At 63.5% G+C, this 15,466-nt stretch carries 15 protein-coding genes; 5 read left to right on the top strand and 10 right to left on the bottom strand.

Features of this window, described 5'->3' with window-relative positions:
- Positions 1–113: 113 nt before the first annotated feature.
- Positions 114–1,511: a VOC family protein gene (locus ACIOVF_RS16345; protein ID WP_401290791.1), complete on the bottom strand. Its 1,398-nt coding sequence runs from the start codon at positions 1,509–1,511 to the stop codon at positions 114–116.
- A gap of 95 nt (positions 1,512–1,606) precedes the next feature.
- On the bottom strand, positions 1,607–2,503 hold the full coding sequence (locus ACIOVF_RS16340) for a LysR family transcriptional regulator (protein WP_401290788.1): 897 nt from the start codon (positions 2,501–2,503) through the stop codon (positions 1,607–1,609).
- Between the two features lie 135 nt (positions 2,504–2,638).
- Here ACIOVF_RS16340 and ACIOVF_RS16335 point away from each other — a divergent pair, with 135 nt between their 5' ends.
- Both ACIOVF_RS16335 and ACIOVF_RS16330 read left to right on the top strand, forming a co-directional pair.
- On the top strand, positions 2,639–4,129 hold the full coding sequence (locus ACIOVF_RS16335) for an aldehyde dehydrogenase family protein (RefSeq protein ID WP_401290785.1): 1,491 nt from the start codon (positions 2,639–2,641) through the stop codon (positions 4,127–4,129).
- 118 nt (positions 4,130–4,247) lie between these two features.
- Positions 4,248–5,534 carry an FAD-binding oxidoreductase gene (locus ACIOVF_RS16330; RefSeq protein WP_045200959.1) on the top strand — a complete coding sequence of 429 codons (1,287 nt, stop codon included), beginning with the start codon at positions 4,248–4,250 and terminating at the stop codon, positions 5,532–5,534.
- A gap of 3 nt (positions 5,535–5,537) precedes the next feature.
- Here ACIOVF_RS16330 and ACIOVF_RS16325 read toward each other — a convergent pair whose 3' ends face one another.
- The 4 genes from ACIOVF_RS16325 to ACIOVF_RS16310 all read right to left on the bottom strand — a co-directional run bounded on the left by ACIOVF_RS16325 (position 5,538) and on the right by ACIOVF_RS16310 (position 9,402).
- The gene (locus ACIOVF_RS16325; RefSeq protein ID WP_401290782.1) at positions 5,538–6,968 is read right to left on the bottom strand and encodes a mechanosensitive ion channel domain-containing protein; all 1,431 of its coding nucleotides are present in this window, start codon (positions 6,966–6,968) and stop codon (positions 5,538–5,540) included.
- Positions 6,969–7,023: 55 nt separating this feature from the next.
- Positions 7,024–8,517 (bottom strand): YifB family Mg chelatase-like AAA ATPase, encoded by a 1,494-nt coding sequence (locus tag ACIOVF_RS16320; protein ID WP_045200963.1) that lies wholly within the window; start codon positions 8,515–8,517, stop codon positions 7,024–7,026.
- Between the two features lie 260 nt (positions 8,518–8,777).
- Positions 8,778–9,131 (bottom strand): gamma-glutamylcyclotransferase family protein, encoded by a 354-nt coding sequence (locus ACIOVF_RS16315; RefSeq protein ID WP_401290777.1) that lies wholly within the window; start codon positions 9,129–9,131, stop codon positions 8,778–8,780.
- A 7-nt stretch (positions 9,132–9,138) separates the two neighbouring features.
- Entirely contained in the window at positions 9,139–9,402 is a 264-nt protein-coding gene (locus ACIOVF_RS16310; RefSeq protein WP_010221117.1) for an accessory factor UbiK family protein, read from the bottom strand.
- A gap of 329 nt (positions 9,403–9,731) precedes the next feature.
- Between ACIOVF_RS16310 and glnK the strand changes: the two genes are divergently transcribed.
- The 3 genes from glnK (at position 9,732) to sutA (ending at position 12,237) form a co-directional block, all read left to right on the top strand.
- A complete protein-coding gene (gene glnK / locus ACIOVF_RS16305; protein ID WP_002555808.1) occupies positions 9,732–10,070 on the top strand; it encodes a P-II family nitrogen regulator in 339 nt (112 codons plus the stop codon).
- Positions 10,071–10,111: 41 nt separating this feature from the next.
- Complete coding sequence (locus tag ACIOVF_RS16300) at positions 10,112–11,446, top strand: ammonium transporter (protein WP_045200968.1); 1,335 nt, start codon at positions 10,112–10,114, stop codon at positions 11,444–11,446.
- Between the two features lie 464 nt (positions 11,447–11,910).
- Positions 11,911–12,237 (top strand): transcriptional regulator SutA, encoded by a 327-nt coding sequence (gene sutA, locus ACIOVF_RS16295; RefSeq protein WP_093378113.1) that lies wholly within the window; start codon positions 11,911–11,913, stop codon positions 12,235–12,237.
- Between the two features lie 56 nt (positions 12,238–12,293).
- Here the strand turns inward: sutA and ACIOVF_RS16290 are convergent, their stop codons facing one another.
- The 4 genes from ACIOVF_RS16290 to dapF are packed head-to-tail and all read right to left on the bottom strand — an operon-like array spanning position 12,294 to position 15,466.
- Entirely contained in the window at positions 12,294–12,989 is a 696-nt protein-coding gene (locus tag ACIOVF_RS16290; RefSeq protein WP_045200972.1) for an HAD family hydrolase, read from the bottom strand.
- Positions 12,986–13,885: a tyrosine recombinase XerC gene (gene xerC / locus ACIOVF_RS16285; RefSeq protein WP_045200974.1), complete on the bottom strand. Its 900-nt coding sequence runs from the start codon at positions 13,883–13,885 to the stop codon at positions 12,986–12,988. Before xerC ends, ACIOVF_RS16290 begins: the two co-directional genes overlap by 4 nt.
- The gene (locus ACIOVF_RS16280) at positions 13,885–14,622 is read right to left on the bottom strand and encodes a DUF484 family protein (protein ID WP_045200976.1); all 738 of its coding nucleotides are present in this window, start codon (positions 14,620–14,622) and stop codon (positions 13,885–13,887) included. Before ACIOVF_RS16280 ends, xerC begins: the two co-directional genes overlap by 1 nt.
- Positions 14,623–14,635: 13 nt before the next feature.
- A complete protein-coding gene (gene dapF / locus ACIOVF_RS16275; protein WP_093378122.1) occupies positions 14,636–15,466 on the bottom strand; it encodes a diaminopimelate epimerase in 831 nt (276 codons plus the stop codon).

Genomic DNA, 15,466 nt, shown 5'->3' with positions numbered 1-15,466 from the left:
GGGGGGGGGGTGGCTGCGCGCGGCGTGTGGCGGGGGGGGCGCGCCCCCCCCCCCCCCCCCGGGGGGGGGGCGGCCCCCCCCCCCCCCCCCCCCCTCCCCCCGCGATGAGGCCCTCAAAGCCCAGGCATATCCAGCGCCTGCGCACAGGCCATCAGCGAGCGCCGCTCACTTTCGGCATACAACGCCAACTCATCCTGCACCGGCTTGCCCAGCGCCTGTTCGAAGGCGTCGCGGTTGGCGTTGCTGCCGTACTCGCTCTGCGCATCATCACCCAGATTCGACTGGAAGATTCCCGCCGCACTGACCGGCAGAAAGTCCTCGTACACCAGGGCCTCAAAGTGGATATGCCCGGCATCGATCAACGCCTGCAGTGACGTCGGCCGCTGAGCATCGCCACGGGCTGCCAGGCCACGCTCGGTGGCAAAGTAGCGGAAGTACGCCAGCCCCTGCTCGCGCATCTGCGCCAGGTCATCGGGGAAGGCCTTGAAGCTGTCGCTGAGCAGGCTCATGTAGCGCTCGGCATTGGCCTCGGCCGGCACACCACCTAGCGCCGCGCGGGCGCCATCGAGCAGTTGGTCGTAAAGCTCGCGGCCCTTCGGCGTCAGCGCCGCACCCCGTTGTTCGATCTCGCCAAAGCGCGCGGTATGGCTGCCGCTGCCTTCCCCGTGCTGGTCAGTGAACGCGACCTTTTCCTGCAGCGCCTTGAAGCTGGTCTGACGCAGCAGTATCGGGCAGCGGCGCGGTGGCGGCCCTTCGATCACGGCTTTGGGCGGAATGCCCTTGGCCGGCATGCCCAGCTGAATGGCATCGATGTCCAGGGTGCGTGGGGTCAGGTGATTGATGTGCGGGCCCTTGAAGGCCACCACATCGGCAATCAGGCGGTGCTGGTCGTGCAGTTGCTGGTACTGCTCGGCGGTCACCGTGGCGTCCCGGTGCCAGCGGAAGGTATGCAGGGCTTCGTCGACAAACGCCTGGGCATCGTCGGCATTCAGGCCGCCAGCACGCTCGAACTGTTCGATCAGTTGCAGCGCGCGCGGAGTGAAGATCTGCCGGCGGGCAAGAATCTCGCGCGCCAGTTCACGCAGCGCCGGGTTGTCGATCAGTTCCAGGCGCAGCAAGGAGGTGAAGACCCGGAACGGGCTGATGTGCAGCGCTTGCTCGTGCACGGCGCGAAAGGCGGTGGAATGCACCGGCACACCGGCGCAGCTCAAGTCGTAGTAGCCCACCGGCTGCATGCCCATTACCGCGAACAGGCGGCCGATGGTCGTCAGCTCTTCGGCGGTTCCGACGCGAATGGCGCCGTGGCGTTCCTGATCGAGGCGCTCGATTTCGCCGGTCCAGCGCAGGGCCTGGGCAACTTCGGGTTGCTCAGCCATCACCTGCTGATTAATTTCGCTCACCAGCGACAGCAGCGTGCCGTACAGCGGCACTTCTTGCTTGTACATGAGCGACATGGCGGCCGAGAACTGCGCGCGAATGCTGTCCGGGCTGACGAAATCTTGAGCGGGCATCGAAAGCTTCCTGGTAAGTGGGCACCCTTACATGAAAGCGAGGAATGCAGTACCTGCACAAGCGAAAAAAAGTCGATGCGTCATTCCAAAAATTATCAATCTTGCCCGGCCAGCTCAGCGCGAATCCAGTCGACCAAGGCGCGCACTTTCGGCACCTCGGCGGCATGCTCGGAAAACGCCAGGAAATGCGCGCCATTGCTGCGCATGCTGTGCTGCCAGGGCACGACCAGTTTGCCTTCGGCCAGCTCCTGGGCCACCAGGTAGCGCGGTACCAGGGCCACGCCGCAGCCGGACTGGGCAGCACTGAGGCTCATATAGAAGGTGTCGAAGCGCGGCCCGTGATAGCTATGGGCCGAGTGCAGGCCTTGCTCCAGGAACCACTCATGCCAGGCCTCCGGGCGCGAGGTGCTTTGCAGCAGCACCAGTTCGGCCAGTTCGCTGGCGTCCTTGAGCGTGCGCCCCTGCAACAGCTCTGGCGCACACACCGGCAGCACTTGTTCGCCGAACAGCTCGATGCAGGTCGCGCCAGGCCAGGTGCCCTGGCCAAAGAAGAACACCACGTCGGCGGTCGCCTGCAACAGGGCGAAGGGTTCCATTTCGTTGCGGATATCGAGGTGGATGTTCGGGTGCTGCTTGCCGAAGCCCTTGAGGTGCGGAATCAGCCAGCGCACGCCAAAGCTCGGTTGAGTGGCTACCTTGAGGACTTCGGTCTGCTCGCCGTAGGACATGATGTAACGGCTGGACATATCGACCTGGGTGAGAATCTTGTTGACCTCGGCCAGGTACAGCGCGCCTGCTGGTGTCAGCTGCAGGCGCCGACGGATGCGCAGAAACAAATGATGGCGGAGCATCTCTTCAAGCTGGGCCACCTGCTTGCTCACTGCGCTCTGGGTCAGGTGCAGCTCCTCGGCGGCGCGGGTGAAGCTCAGGTGCCGGGCGGCAGCCTCGAAACACTGCAGGGCGGCCATCGATGGCACCAGACGTTTGGACATAGCGGTCTCTAAGCCAGTAGATCATTACCTGGCGGAATGATATGCAGAATAAAGGTCGTTTGTTGCGCCAGAGTGATCGGATTAATACTGATCCCTATCACTATTTCAACCACTCATCGCATGCAGGAGAAGAAAATGGTTGATGGACTGCTTGACCGCCTCGGTGTCCCGGCCACTGCCTACACCCACGGTAACCATCCCGTTCACACCCCTATCGATGGCAGCGCGATTGCCGCGGTGCACCTGGAAAGCAAAGCCCAGGTAACCGCCAAGATCGATCAGGCCGAAAAAGCCTTCCAGGCCTGGCGCAACGTCCCGGCCCCACGCCGCGGTGAGTTGATCCGCCTGTTCGGCGAAGTATTGCGCAAGCACAAGGCCGAGCTCGGCGAGCTGGTGTCGATCGAAGCCGGCAAGATCACCCAGGAAGGCCTGGGCGAAGTGCAGGAAATGATCGACATCTGCGACTTCGCCGTCGGCCTGTCGCGTCAGCTCTATGGCCTGACTATCGCCTCCGAGCGCCCGGGCCACCATATGCGTGAAACCTGGCACCCGTTGGGGGTGGTTGGAGTGATCAGCGCCTTCAACTTCCCCGTCGCGGTCTGGGCCTGGAACACCACCCTGGCATTGGTGTGCGGCAACGCCGTGGTCTGGAAGCCGTCGGAGAAAACCCCGCTGACCGCGCTGGCCTGCCAGGCGCTGTTCGAAAAAGCCCTGAAAGCCTTTGGTGATGCGCCAGAAGGCCTGAGCCAGTTGATCATCGGTGATCGTGAGGCCGGCGAAGCGCTGGTCGACGATCCGCGCGTGCCGCTGGTTAGCGCCACCGGCAGCACCCGCATGGGCCGTGAAGTCGGCCCGCGGGTGGCTGCACGTTTCGGCCGCAGCATCCTCGAACTGGGCGGCAACAACGCGATGATTCTTGCACCGAGTGCCGACCTGGATCTGGCCGTGCGCGGCATCCTCTTCAGCGCCGTCGGTACTGCTGGCCAGCGCTGCACCACCTTGCGCCGGCTGATCGTCCATCGCTCGATCAAGGACGAAGTGGTTGCTCGGGTCAAAGCCGCCTACGCCAAGGTTCGTATCGGCGACCCGCGCAAGGACAACCTGGTCGGCCCGCTGATCGACAAGGCTTCGTTCGAAGGCATGCAGGACGCTTTGGCGCGCGCCCGCGATGAAGGCGGCCAGGTGTTTGGCGGTGAGCGGCAGATTCAGGGCCAGTACCCGAATGCCTACTACGTGGCCCCGGCGATCGTCGAGATGCCTGGCCAGAGCGCCGTGGTTCGTCATGAAACCTTTGCACCGATCCTCTACGTGCTGGCCTACGACGAGTTCGAAGAAGCCCTGCGCCTGAACAACGAAGTGCCGCAAGGTTTGTCGTCGTGCATCTTCACCACCGACCTGCGCGAAGCCGAGCGCTTCCAGAGCGCCGCGGGCAGTGACTGCGGGATTGCCAACGTCAACATCGGCACCAGCGGTGCGGAGATTGGCGGCGCCTTTGGCGGTGAGAAGGAAACCGGCGGTGGCCGTGAGTCGGGCTCGGATTCGTGGAAGGCCTACATGCGCCGGCAGACCAATACCGTGAACTATTCCCGCGAGCTGCCGTTGGCGCAGGGGATTGTCTTCGACTGAATACCGAGTCGGCCCCATCGCTGGCAAGCCAGCTCCCACAAGGACCGCTGCTCCCTGTGGGAGCTGGCTTGCCAGCGATAGGGGCATCACCGCACAAGAATAAAACAGGAAGCCGGCCATGCCAGAACTGCGTCAACAATGCCTCTGGGAGCACGTCACCCAGCCCGCCGCGCCATCCCGTGTGCTGAGCGCCGAACTCAAGGCCGATGTGTGCATCATCGGCGGCGGCATCACTGGCCTGTCGGCAGCCATCCACCTGCTTGAGCAGGGCAAGTCAGTCATCCTGCTCGAAGCCTGGAAAATCGGCCACGGAGGTTCCGGGCGCAACGTTGGCCTGGTCAACGCCGGCACCTGGATTCGCCCGGACGACGTCGAAGCGACCCTGGGCCAGAAGCAAGGCAGCCGCCTGAACAAGGTGCTGGGCGAAGCGCCGGGCGAGGTGTTCGCCACCATCGAACGCCTGGGTATCGACTGCCAGGCGCACAACAGCGGCACCCTGCACATGGCCCACAACGCCACCGGCGTTGCCGACCTCGAAGCCCGTCACCAGCAATGGAGCAGTCGCGGTGCCGATGTCGAACTGCTGACTGGGGCAAAGTGCGAAGAATATTGCGGTACTGACAAGATTTCCGCCGCGCTGCTCGATCGCCGCGCCGGCACCATCAACCCCATGGGTTATACCCAGGGCCTGGCCGCTGCGGTCGAGCGCCTGGGCGGGCAGATCTTCCAGCAGTCCGCCGTGCAAGGCCTGGAGCGTGAAGGCAGCAATTGGCGAGTGAAAACCGCCCAGGGTTCGGTCAGTGCCGACAAGGTGGTGATCTCCACCGGCGCCTACACCGAGGGCGACTGGACCAACCTGCAACGCCAGTTCTTCCGCGGTTACTACTACCAGGTCGCTTCGGTACCGCTGCAAGGCGCCGCTGCCGACAACGTGCTCAAGCACGGCCAGGGTTCATGGGATACGCGCACGGTGCTCAGCAGCATCCGTCGCGATGATCAGGGGCGGCTGTTGCTCGGCAGCCTTGGACGGGTCGACAACAAGCCGGCCTGGTTCATCCGCAGCTGGGCCGATCGCATCCAGAACCATTACTTCCCGCAACTGGGCAAAGTCGAGTGGGAAATGCATTGGACCGGTTGCATCGACTTCACCCCGGACCACCTGATGCGCCTGTTCGAGCCAGCGCCGGGCATCGTCGCCGTTACCGGCTACAACGGCCGTGGCAACACCACCGGCACAGTGATCGGCAAAGCCTTCGCCCAGTACCTGTTGTGCGATAACCCGGATGCCTTGCCGATTCCGTTCTCGGCGATGAAACCGGTGTCGGCGCCGGCGCTGCGGACCGGCTTCTACGAAACCGGGTTCTCGCTGTATCACGCCGGGCAGTGCTTGCGCGTGGTGCTCTGACCGCTACTTGTGCAGCCAGCTGAGAAAGCCGCCTTTCTTGATGGCTGCAGGTTTTTGCTCGAGCAGTGACTGGCGGGTTTGCTGGCGGATGCGTTGCAACTTGATCAGAGCGGTCTTGACCTCGGTGCGTTGTTCCAGGCAGTTGCGTACTTCGTCCTTGTCGATACGGTAGAGGATGCAACTGGTCAGGGTGCGGAACTCGGCAGTGGAGTCTTCCGCTTCGAGCAGGCCTTCCACACCCAAAACCTCGCCCGGACCCATGCGCCCGGCTTCGAGCTGCTTGTCGCCATCACGAATGCCGACCGACACTACCCCGGTGCCAATCACCAGCAGGTAATCCGAGCTGTCGCCGACGCCGAGGATCACCTGGTCGGCCAGGTATTCCACGGCGGTCATGCGCTGGCTGAGGTTGTCTTTTTCCTCGTTGCTGAGCGAACGGAAGATGCGCACGTCTTCGAGCAGGGCGCGCTGACGGTTCCACACCTGGCCTTGCTGGGAGTCGCTGTTCCACACTACGCCGGCGGCTTCCAGGTGCCGGTGGGCGAGGTCGAACATATGGTTACGCACCTCGGTCTTCTGGCTCATGGCACTGACAAAACCGCTGGCCTCGTACTCCACCGATTCCAGGCTCGAACTCTTGATCGTGGCTTTCGGTGCCGGGCTGGTCAGCAAGGTACGTGTGCCTTGCAGGGTTTTTTCCAGGGCATCGAGCACCCGTCGCGGGCGTACCTTGGCCGGCACCACGACGCTGATGGAGACGCCATGCACATCGCTGGGCTGGCTGAAATTAAGCAGCTTGGCCTTGGCCGCCACCGAGTTGGGAATCACCGCCATGCTGCCGTTGCCAGTCAGCAAGCGGGTGGCGCGCCAGTCGATCTCGATGACCTTGCCTTCGGTGCCGTCGATGCTGATCGAGTCGCCGATCTGATAGGGGCGGGTGGTGTTCAGCACAATGCCGGAGAACACGTCGCTGAGCGTGCTCTGCAGCGCCAGGCCGATGACGATCGCCATCACCCCCGAGGTTGCCAGCAGGCCTTTGACCGGCAACTGCAACACATAGGCCGCCGCAGCCACAATGGCCACCAGGAAAATCACCGCCCCCAGCACATCCTGCAGCAAGCGCCCGGTGTGGCCGCTACGGGCCACCAGCACCAAGCCAATCACCACCGTCGCGGTACGCGCCGCAAACAGCCACCAGGCAATCCCTAGCACCGTAGCGAGCAGATTACGCGGCACATCCTCGACCCAGGGCGCAGGTTGTAGCGGGCTGACCCCGGCGCTGATCAGCACCCAGGTGAACAGCGAAAACACCAGCAAACGCGCAGCGATGCGCCAGGGCCGGCGATTGACGGGTATCAGTTGCCAGAGCGTGAGGTCGAGCACGATCAGGGTAATGCCGAGCAACAGCGGGTAACTCTGGGCGAATGCGAACATACCGGTCTCGGTGCGGTGGGCTGTTGCCAAGTTAAGAGCAGAATGCGGGCAATTACTACTGGTTGCTCGGGCGATAGTGCAGCGCTTCAGCCAGGTGCCCGCGTCCGATGTTTTCAGCCTGTTCCAGGTCGGCCAGGGTGCGCGCCACCTTGAGCAGGCGATGGGCGGCGCGCAAGGACAGGGTCAGGCGTTCGCAGGCGCTTTCCAGCCAGCTCTGGTCGGCTGTGGATAACCCGCAGTAATGGCGCAGGCCGGGCAGGTCGAGGAAAGCGTTGGCGCAACCCTGGCGCTGTTGCTGGATGTCGCGGGCGGCGGCGACTTGCGCGGCAATGGTGGCGCTGCTTTCGCCGTGGCTGCTGTTGGTGGATAGTGCCGTGGCTTCGCGGGCGACGGTCAGGTGCAGGTCGATACGGTCGAGCAAGGGGCCGGAGAGTTTGTTGCGGTAGCGCTGGATCTGTTCGCTGCTGCAGCGACAGCGGCCGGTGGGGTCGCCAAGATATCCACAGGGGCAGGGGTTCATGGCGGCGACCAGTTGGAAGCGCGCCGGGAAGCGGATTTTGTCCTTGGCCCGGGCGATGACGATTTCGCCGGATTCCAGCGGTTCGCGCAGCACTTCCAGTACCCGCCGCTCGAACTCCGGCAGTTCATCGAGGAACAGCACGCCGTGATGGGCCAGGGTTATCTCTCCTGGTTGCGGTCGGCTGCCACCGCCGACCAGCGCAGCACCGGAGGCCGAATGGTGCGGATGGCGAAACGGCCGCTGCGGCCAACTGCTCAGCGGCACATGGCTGGCCACCGACTGTATCGCCGCCACCTCCAGCGCTTCGCGTTCATCCAGCGGTGGCAACAGGCCGGGCAGGCGGCTGGCGAGCAGGGTCTTGCCGGTGCCCGGTGGGCCGCTGAACAGCAGGTTGTGCGCACCGGCGGCGGCAACCAGCAGTGCGCGCTTGGCGGCTTGCTGGCCCTGTACTTCGTTGAGGTCGGGGTAGGGGCGGATCTGCAGCAACAGGCCGTTGGCAGCGTAGGGATTGAGCGGGCTCTGGCCGTTGAAGTGGGCGACTAACTCCAGCAGGTGACTGACTGCAAACACTACCAGGCCCGATGCTAAACAGGCTTCTTCGGCATTCTCTTGCGGCACCACCAAGGCCCGGCCGGCTTCTCGTGCCGCCAAGGCAGCGGGCAGTACGCCTTGCACCGAGCGGATTGCCCCGGACAGCGCCAGTTCACCCAGGCATTCCACCTCGCCAAGCGCTGCAATCGGGAACTGGCCGTTGGCGGCAAGGATCCCCAGGGCGATGGCCAGGTCAAAGCGTCCGCCATCCTTGGGTAAATCCGCGGGAGCAAGGTTAAGGGTGATGCGCCGGGCGGGGAATTCCAGGCCGGAATTGAGGATCGCGCTGCGCACCCGATCCTTGCTTTCTTTCACGGTCGCTTCCGGCAGGCCAACCAGGGTCAGTGCCGGCAGACCATTGGCCAGATGCGCTTCAACACTGACCTCCGGGGCCGAAACACCGACCTGGGCACGGCTGTGGACAAGGGCGAGGGACATGAACGCTCCATGATCTAGACAAAGCCGCGTCCTGCGGCTCTGCAAGCGTAGTGGGGTGGAGCGGATCGGGGCGGGGAAGAGTGAGTCTGGTTTTTACAGGACCACTAGTGCGAGCGCTGCGCACTCGATCGCCGGCAAGCCAGCTCCGACAGGTTCAGCACTGTTCTCAGGCTTGTAGGAGCGGGCTTGACCCGCGATGAGGCCAGTACAGCCAGCCACGCCGAGCGTTATGTGCGACGCCTTGACCACTACCGCGTCGCTCAGGCGCGCACGTAAACCCAGGCCGTCAGACCAGAGGCCAGGGTCACCGCAACCCGCTTGTAGTCGGACACTTCATAGGCATCCGCCGCGGCAAGTTCGGCTTCGCTGATCTGCAAGACCATGCCGGGTACGCTGTCGTTGGCATTGCTGCTGGGGGTGACGATCGGGTGCTGGGTCTTGCCGCTGGTGGCCAGGACTTGCGGGTCGGTGATTTCCACCCAGGCCTGGCTGTAACCGAGCATCTGGTCCTCCTGGCCGACCAGTTCACGGCCGAAGTTGGCCAGCTGCACAGCTTTGTCCTGCAGGGTGCCATAGGAGAACAACAGCACCGGGTACTCAGTAGAAGGCGTCATCGCAAGCTCACTCGGCAGCAGGCGGGTTCAGGCGTGCTTCCATTTCCGCGACCTTGGCTTCGAGCGCCTCAAGACGGGCGCGGGTGCGGGCCAGGACGACCATCTGGCTGTCGAATTCTTCCCGGCTGACCAGCTCGAGTTTGCTGAAGCCGCTTTGCAGCAGGGCTTTGAACTGGCTTTCGATTTCGCTGCGAGGCTGCGAGGTGTCGCCGCTGAACAGGCGCGAGGCCTGGTCGCTCAGGGCATCAAGAAAGGCTTTGGGCGCGAGCATGTTCGGCTGTCCACAGTATGCAATGGGGCGCCAGTGTAACACGCAGCCTCAGGGCCCCAATGCTGCACGCTTTTCGCGCATGGCGGCGAAACGCCGCGCACCGTTGTTGTGCAGCAAACCCGTGCTGGCGACTGGCCAAGTCGGGTTGTGCAACCTAAGTCCCTGTAATTCTTGGCTTTAACCATTCTGGCAAGGTTTCTGCTATGTCCTTCATGACCCATGCACTGATGCAGTCACCATGACGACGCGTTACAAAGCCAGGCACTGCGCTTAGACTTGAGTCGGGTTTGTTTTCCTGGGGCAAGTCCACCAATTCGGGAGAGAGTTTCATGAAGCTAGTCACTGCCATCATCAAGCCGTTCAAGTTGGACGACGTGCGCGAGTCGCTGTCCGAAATCGGCGTGCAGGGCATTACTGTCACTGAAGTCAAAGGTTTCGGCCGGCAGAAAGGTCACACCGAGCTGTATCGCGGCGCTGAGTATGTGGTCGATTTTCTGCCCAAGGTGAAGATCGACGTCGCCATCGACGACAAGGATCTGGACCGGGTCATCGAGGCGATCACCAAGGCGGCCAACACCGGCAAGATCGGTGACGGCAAGATTTTCGTGGTCAATCTGGAGCAGGCGATTCGCATCCGTACCGGCGAAACCGATACCGACGCGATCTAAAAAAAGCCTCACCAAACCCCAACGCCCCAGGAGATAACAATATGACTCTGCGTCAGTTCGCAGGGCTAGGAGCCCTTTTGTCCCTCGTAATGCCTGGCCTGGCCCTGGCAGAGGAGGCGGCAGCCCCCGTGCTCAACTCCGGCGACACCGCCTGGATGTTGACCGCTACAGCCCTGGTGCTGTTCATGACCATCCCTGGTCTGGCCCTGTTCTACGGCGGCATGGTGCGTTCCAAGAACGTGCTGTCGGTGATGATGCAGTGCTTTGCGATCACCGGCCTGATCAGCGTCCTGTGGGTGGTTTACGGCTACAGCCTGGCCTTCGATACCACCGGTATGGAGCAAGGTGTCGTCAACTTCAATTCCTTCGTTGGCGGTCTGTCCAAGGCGTTCCTCGCCGGCGTGACCCCGGCGAGCCTGACCTCTTCGGCGGCGCTGTTCCCTGAAGCGGTGTTCATCACCTTCCAGATGACCTTCGCGATCATCACTCCGGCGCTGATCGTCGGCGCCTTTGCCGAGCGCATGAAGTTCTCGGCGATGCTGATCTTCATGGCCATCTGGTTCACCCTGGTCTATGCGCCCATCGCCCATATGGTCTGGAGCGGTAACGGCGGCCTGATGTGGGATTGGGGCGTGCTCGATTTCGCTGGCGGCACCGTGGTGCACATCAACGCCGGTATTGCCGGCCTGGTGGCCTGCCTGGTACTGGGCAAGCGCAAGGGCTTCCCGACCACGCCAATGGCGCCGCACAACCTCGGCTATACGCTGATGGGCGCGGCCATGCTGTGGATTGGCTGGTTCGGCTTCAACGCAGGCTCCGCCGCTGCCGCCAACGGCACCGCCGGCATGGCCATGCTGGTGACCCAGATCGCTACCGCCGCAGCGGCCCTGGGCTGGATGTTCGCCGAGTGGCTGACCCACGGTAAGCCAAGCGCACTGGGCATCGCCTCGGGCGTGGTCGCAGGTCTTGTGGCCATCACCCCGGCTGCCGGCACTGTCGGGCCAATGGGCGCCCTGGTAATCGGCCTGGTGGCGGGCGTGATCTGCTACTTCTGCGCCACCAGCCTCAAGCGCAAGCTGGGTTACGACGACTCCCTGGATGCCTTCGGCGTGCACGGCATCGGCGGTATCGTCGGCGCGATCCTCACCGGCGTGTTCGCAGCCCCGGCACTGGGCGGCTTCGGCACCGTCGAAGACATCGGCGCGCAAGTCTGGATTCAGGCCAAGGGCGTCGGCTTTACCGTGATCTACACCGCGATCGTCACCTACGTGATTCTCAAGGTGCTGGATCTGGTCATGGGCCTGCGGGTCAACGAAGAAGAAGAGTCGGTCGGTCTCGACCTGGCGCAACACAACGAGCGCGGCTACAACCTGTAACGTCCTCGAAAAAATCTTGCCCGGCTTGCCGGGCATTTTTTTGTCCGGATTTTGTCACTTCTCTCAGGCGCAAACGGTTTCTTGCCGCGCTTTGATGGCTGCGTGCGACTTGGGTAGAAAACTTACAGCGCTCAGTGAAATTTAGGCACTTTGCTTTTTCTCTGAGCACGCTAGAATGCGCGCCGAAGGGTGCTGACGAGCTGTCCGCAAACTTCCGTACCCTTTGCTAGGCTTGCCAATAAGCGAGTCGATCATGCCAGGGTATGTCGGCGCATTACCGCCGCCCGCTCTTTATTTGTACAGACCTCGCCCGTGACGTGGGGTTTGCCCGGTTCTCGCCATTCGTTGTGGCGCAACCACGGCCCGCAGCCTGCCTGCGGTCCTTGAATTTTTTCTGGCAGCTGTCGATTTTCGACGTTGCTGGTCTATAACTAATCTGCTTTTCGCAAGTCATGAGGTAGAACATGAGCGACGACGATCTGGAAAATGACGACCTCGAAGTAGGCGATGAAGACGAAGGCGATGAAGGCCTCGAAGCGGCAGCCGATGATGTGGCTGACGACAGCGGCGACGACAGCCCGGCTCCCGTAGCCAAAGGCAAGTCGAAGTCGGCGGCAGTCTCGGTAGAAGACATGCCGAGCATGGAAGCCAAGCAGAAGGAGCGTGATGCCCTGGCCAAGGCCATGGAAGAGTTTCTCTCCCGTGGTGGCAAGGTGCAGGAAGTGGAGGCCAACGTGGTCGCCGATCCGCCCAAGAAGCCGGACAACAAGTACGGTAGCCGCCCTATCTGAGTGGCCCCGTCAGCAAGAAAGCCCGCCGTCGCTGCGGGCTTTTTTGTGTCTGCGCTTCAGCGCCAGCTGTTGAGCAGTTCAGGCAGCTGCGACAGGCGCTGGATCTCCGCGTCAGGGCGGTTCTCGGCTTCCCAGGCCTTGCCCTGGGGGTTGAACCAGATCGCCCGCAGGCCGGCGCGCTGGGCCCCGGCAATGTCATCGCCGGGGTGATCGCCAATGTGCACCGCCGCAGTCGCCTCGACTTCGCCCTGGCGCAGGGCTTCGAGGAAGGGTTGCGGGTCGGGTTTGCCGATGCCTAGGTCTTCGGCGCACAGGGCAAATTTGAAGTAATCGGCCAGGCCCAGGCGGCGCACATCGGCGTTGCCATTGGTGACCACGCCCAGGGTGTAGTGGTGACGGAGGATCTCCAGCACCGGCTGCACCTCAGGGAAGATATCGATCTGGTGGCGGGCGTGGAGGAACACTTCAAAGCCTTCGTTGGCCAGCTCACGGGCCTTGTTCTCGCTGTAGCCGACCTCTTCCAGGGCATGGAACAGTACGCGCCGGCGCAGGGCGCTGATGCGGTGCTTGAGCCCGGGTTCTGCCTGCACCAGGCGCTCGCGAATGGCATACAGGTGCTCGACCGGAACCGCGCCCAGGGTTGGCGCATTGGCTGCCAGCCAGTCGCGCAGGGTGGTCTCGGCGCTGACGATCACTGGTGCGGTGTCCCACAGGGTGTCGTCGAGGTCGAAGGTGATCAGCTTGATGCTCATGAGTCACTGCCCTTACTGCGTTTGGCCCGGGGGTGGGCGCTGTCATACACGGCGGCCAGGTGCTGGAAGTCCAGGTGAGTGTAGATCTGCGTGGTGGCGATGTCGGCGTGGCCGAGCATCTCTTGCACGGCGCGCAGGTCCTGGGACGATTCCAGCAAGTGGCTGGCGAAGGAGTGTCGCAACATGTGCGGGTGCAGGTTCTGGCCCAGTTCGCGGGCGCCAGCGGCTTGCACCCGCAGTTGAATGGCCCGTGGGCCCAGGCGCCGGCCCTGCTGGCTGACGAACACCGCGCCGTCCTGCGGGCCGCTGCCGGCGCGCAGCACCAGCCATTGCTCCAGCGCCTCGCGGGCCTTGCGCCCGACCGGCAGCACGCGGGTCTTGCTGCCCTTGCCATGGACTTGCACCAGGCCGCCGGGCAGGTCGAGCTGCTCCAGGTTGAGGCTGGTCAACTCCGACAGGCGCAGGCCGGAGGAGTAGAACAGCTCGAGCATGGCCTGGTCGCGGCGGGCGAGAAATTCATCCTCGACCGCACCTTCCAGCAGTTGCAGGGCGCGATCGGTGTCAAGGGTCTTGGGCAGGCGCCGTTCGCCCTTGGGCGCTGACAGGCCGTTGGCCGGATCGTGGCTGCAGTGGCCTTCACGGTTGAGGTAACGGTAGAAACCGCGCACCGCTGAGAGCAGGCGGGCAAGGCTGCGCGAGGACTGGCCCTGGTGATGCTGGCGGGCGATCAGTTGGCGCAGGTGCTGGATCTGCAGGGCGTTCCAGCTGTCGATGCCGCCCTTGGCGCAGAACGCCAGGACGCTTTCGAGGTCGCGTCGGTAGGCCAGCTGGGTGTGTTCGGACACCTGGCGCTCGTTGCGCAAGTGCGCGCAGAAGGCCTCCAGCTGGCGTTCCACTAGCGCACCGGACGCAGGGTCTGGGTATGGCGCGGGACGACCCGGCCGAGCACTTCGGCGATGTAGCTGAGGAACAGGGTACCGACCGTGCTCTTGTAATGCTGCGGGTCGCGACTACCGATCGCCAGTACGCCGTGCAGGCCCTGGTGGTTGAGGGTGGCGACGGCGCTGGAGCCGACTTCCTTGCGCTGCTCTTCGCCGAACAGGAAGTCCAGCTCATGATCGCGCAAGTTGCCGCTGACCGTCTTGCCGGCGCACAACAGGCCACCAATGGCTTGCTGGGCGTCGCCGCTGTTGACCCAGCGGCCGACCGGAGCGGCGGTTTCACCGAACAGAATCAGGCTGACGAAGGGCACCTTGAACTCCTGGCGCAGGCTGTCTTCGACAGCCATCACCACGCTTTCGAGGCTGTCAGCGTCGAGCAGGTCGAGGATCAGCCGGCGGGTCTTGTCGAACAGCCGGTCGTTGTCGCGGGCCACGTCCATCAGTTGCGACAGGCGGTGACGCATCTCGATATTGCGGTCGCGCAGCAGCTTGAGCTGGCGCTCGACCAGCGACACGCTATCGCCACGCTGATGGGGAATGTGCAGCTCGCTGAGCAGTTCGTCGTGCTCGGCGAAGAATGTCGGGTTGTCGCGCAGGTAGGCAACCACGGCCTCAGCCCCGAGGGTGGGCGTCGAGCCCTCGGCGCTAAGGTCGGTGGGCTGTTCGGCGGGAGCCTGGGGCTGATCGGTCATGGCTGGTACTCACTCATAGACGAACCTGTCCTTCAAACACGCGTACGGCGGGGCCGGTCATCAACACCGGTTTGCCCGGGCCTGCCCATTCGATGGACAGGCGCCCACCCGGCAGGTCGATCAATAGTGGTGAATCCATCCAGCCCTGGCTGATCGCCGCCACGGCAGCGGCGCAAGCACCGGTACCGCAGGCCTGGGTTTCGCCCGCGCCGCGTTCCCACACCCGCAGTTGCGCGCGGTGACGGTCGATGACCTGGATGAAACCGACATTGACCCGCTGCGGGAAGCGCGGGTGATGTTCGATCTGCGCGCCCAGCTCGTGCACTGGCGCGGCGTTGATGTCGTCGACGCGCAGCACGGCATGGGGGTTGCCCATCGACACGGCGAAGAGTTCGACATTGCGCCCGGCAACCTCGAGCGGATAGCTCAGGGCCTGGGCCGGCGCGTCGAACGGGATCTCGGCCGGCACCAGCCGCGGCGGGCCCATGTCGACGCTGATCTGCCCGTCGTTGCGCACATCCAGCTCGATGATGCCGCCTTTGGTTTCAACGCGGATGCGTTTTTTCGCAGTCAGGCGCTTGTCCAGCACGAAGCGCGCAAAGCAGCGCGCACCGTTGCCGCACTGTTCGACCTCGGAGCCGTCGGCGTTGAAGATCCGGTAGCGGAAATCCACTTCCGGATTGCTCGGCGCCTCGACGATCAGCAACTGGTCGAAACCGATGCCGGTGTGGCGGTCGCCCCATTGCTTGGCGTGCTTGGGTAAAATGTGCGCATGCTGGCTGACCAGGTCGAGGACCATGAAGTCGTTGCCCAGCCCATGCATCTTGGTAAAACGCAGCAGCAT

The organism is Pseudomonas sp. NPDC087612 (assembly GCF_044743505.1).
GTDB lineage: Bacteria > Pseudomonadota > Gammaproteobacteria > Pseudomonadales > Pseudomonadaceae > Aquipseudomonas.
This window is presented reverse-complemented; position numbering and strand designations above follow the sequence as displayed.

Excerpts from the sequence above, each read along its gene's own strand:
- ACIOVF_RS16345 (WP_401290791.1), bottom strand. The coding sequence starts at position 1,511 with ATGCCCGCTCAAGATTTCGTCAGCCCGGACAGCATTCGCGCGCAGTTC.
- ACIOVF_RS16340 (WP_401290788.1), bottom strand. The coding sequence starts at position 2,503 with ATGTCCAAACGTCTGGTGCCATCGATGGCCGCCCTGCAGTGTTTCGAG.
- ACIOVF_RS16335 (WP_401290785.1), top strand. The coding sequence starts at position 2,639 with ATGGTTGATGGACTGCTTGACCGCCTCGGTGTCCCGGCCACTGCCTAC.
- ACIOVF_RS16330 (WP_045200959.1), top strand. The coding sequence starts at position 4,248 with ATGCCAGAACTGCGTCAACAATGCCTCTGGGAGCACGTCACCCAGCCC.
- ACIOVF_RS16325 (WP_401290782.1), bottom strand. The coding sequence starts at position 6,968 with ATGTTCGCATTCGCCCAGAGTTACCCGCTGTTGCTCGGCATTACCCTG.
- ACIOVF_RS16320 (WP_045200963.1), bottom strand. The coding sequence starts at position 8,517 with ATGTCCCTCGCCCTTGTCCACAGCCGTGCCCAGGTCGGTGTTTCGGCC.
- ACIOVF_RS16315 (WP_401290777.1), bottom strand. The coding sequence starts at position 9,131 with ATGACGCCTTCTACTGAGTACCCGGTGCTGTTGTTCTCCTATGGCACC.
- ACIOVF_RS16310 (WP_010221117.1), bottom strand. The coding sequence starts at position 9,402 with ATGCTCGCGCCCAAAGCCTTTCTTGATGCCCTGAGCGACCAGGCCTCG.
- glnK (WP_002555808.1), top strand. The coding sequence starts at position 9,732 with ATGAAGCTAGTCACTGCCATCATCAAGCCGTTCAAGTTGGACGACGTG.
- ACIOVF_RS16300 (WP_045200968.1), top strand. The coding sequence starts at position 10,112 with ATGACTCTGCGTCAGTTCGCAGGGCTAGGAGCCCTTTTGTCCCTCGTA.
- sutA (WP_093378113.1), top strand. The coding sequence starts at position 11,911 with ATGAGCGACGACGATCTGGAAAATGACGACCTCGAAGTAGGCGATGAA.
- ACIOVF_RS16290 (WP_045200972.1), bottom strand. The coding sequence starts at position 12,989 with ATGAGCATCAAGCTGATCACCTTCGACCTCGACGACACCCTGTGGGAC.
- ACIOVF_RS16280 (WP_045200976.1), bottom strand. The coding sequence starts at position 14,622 with ATGACCGATCAGCCCCAGGCTCCCGCCGAACAGCCCACCGACCTTAGC.
- dapF (WP_093378122.1), bottom strand. The coding sequence starts at position 15,466 with ATGCTGCTGCGTTTTACCAAGATGCATGGGCTGGGCAACGACTTCATG.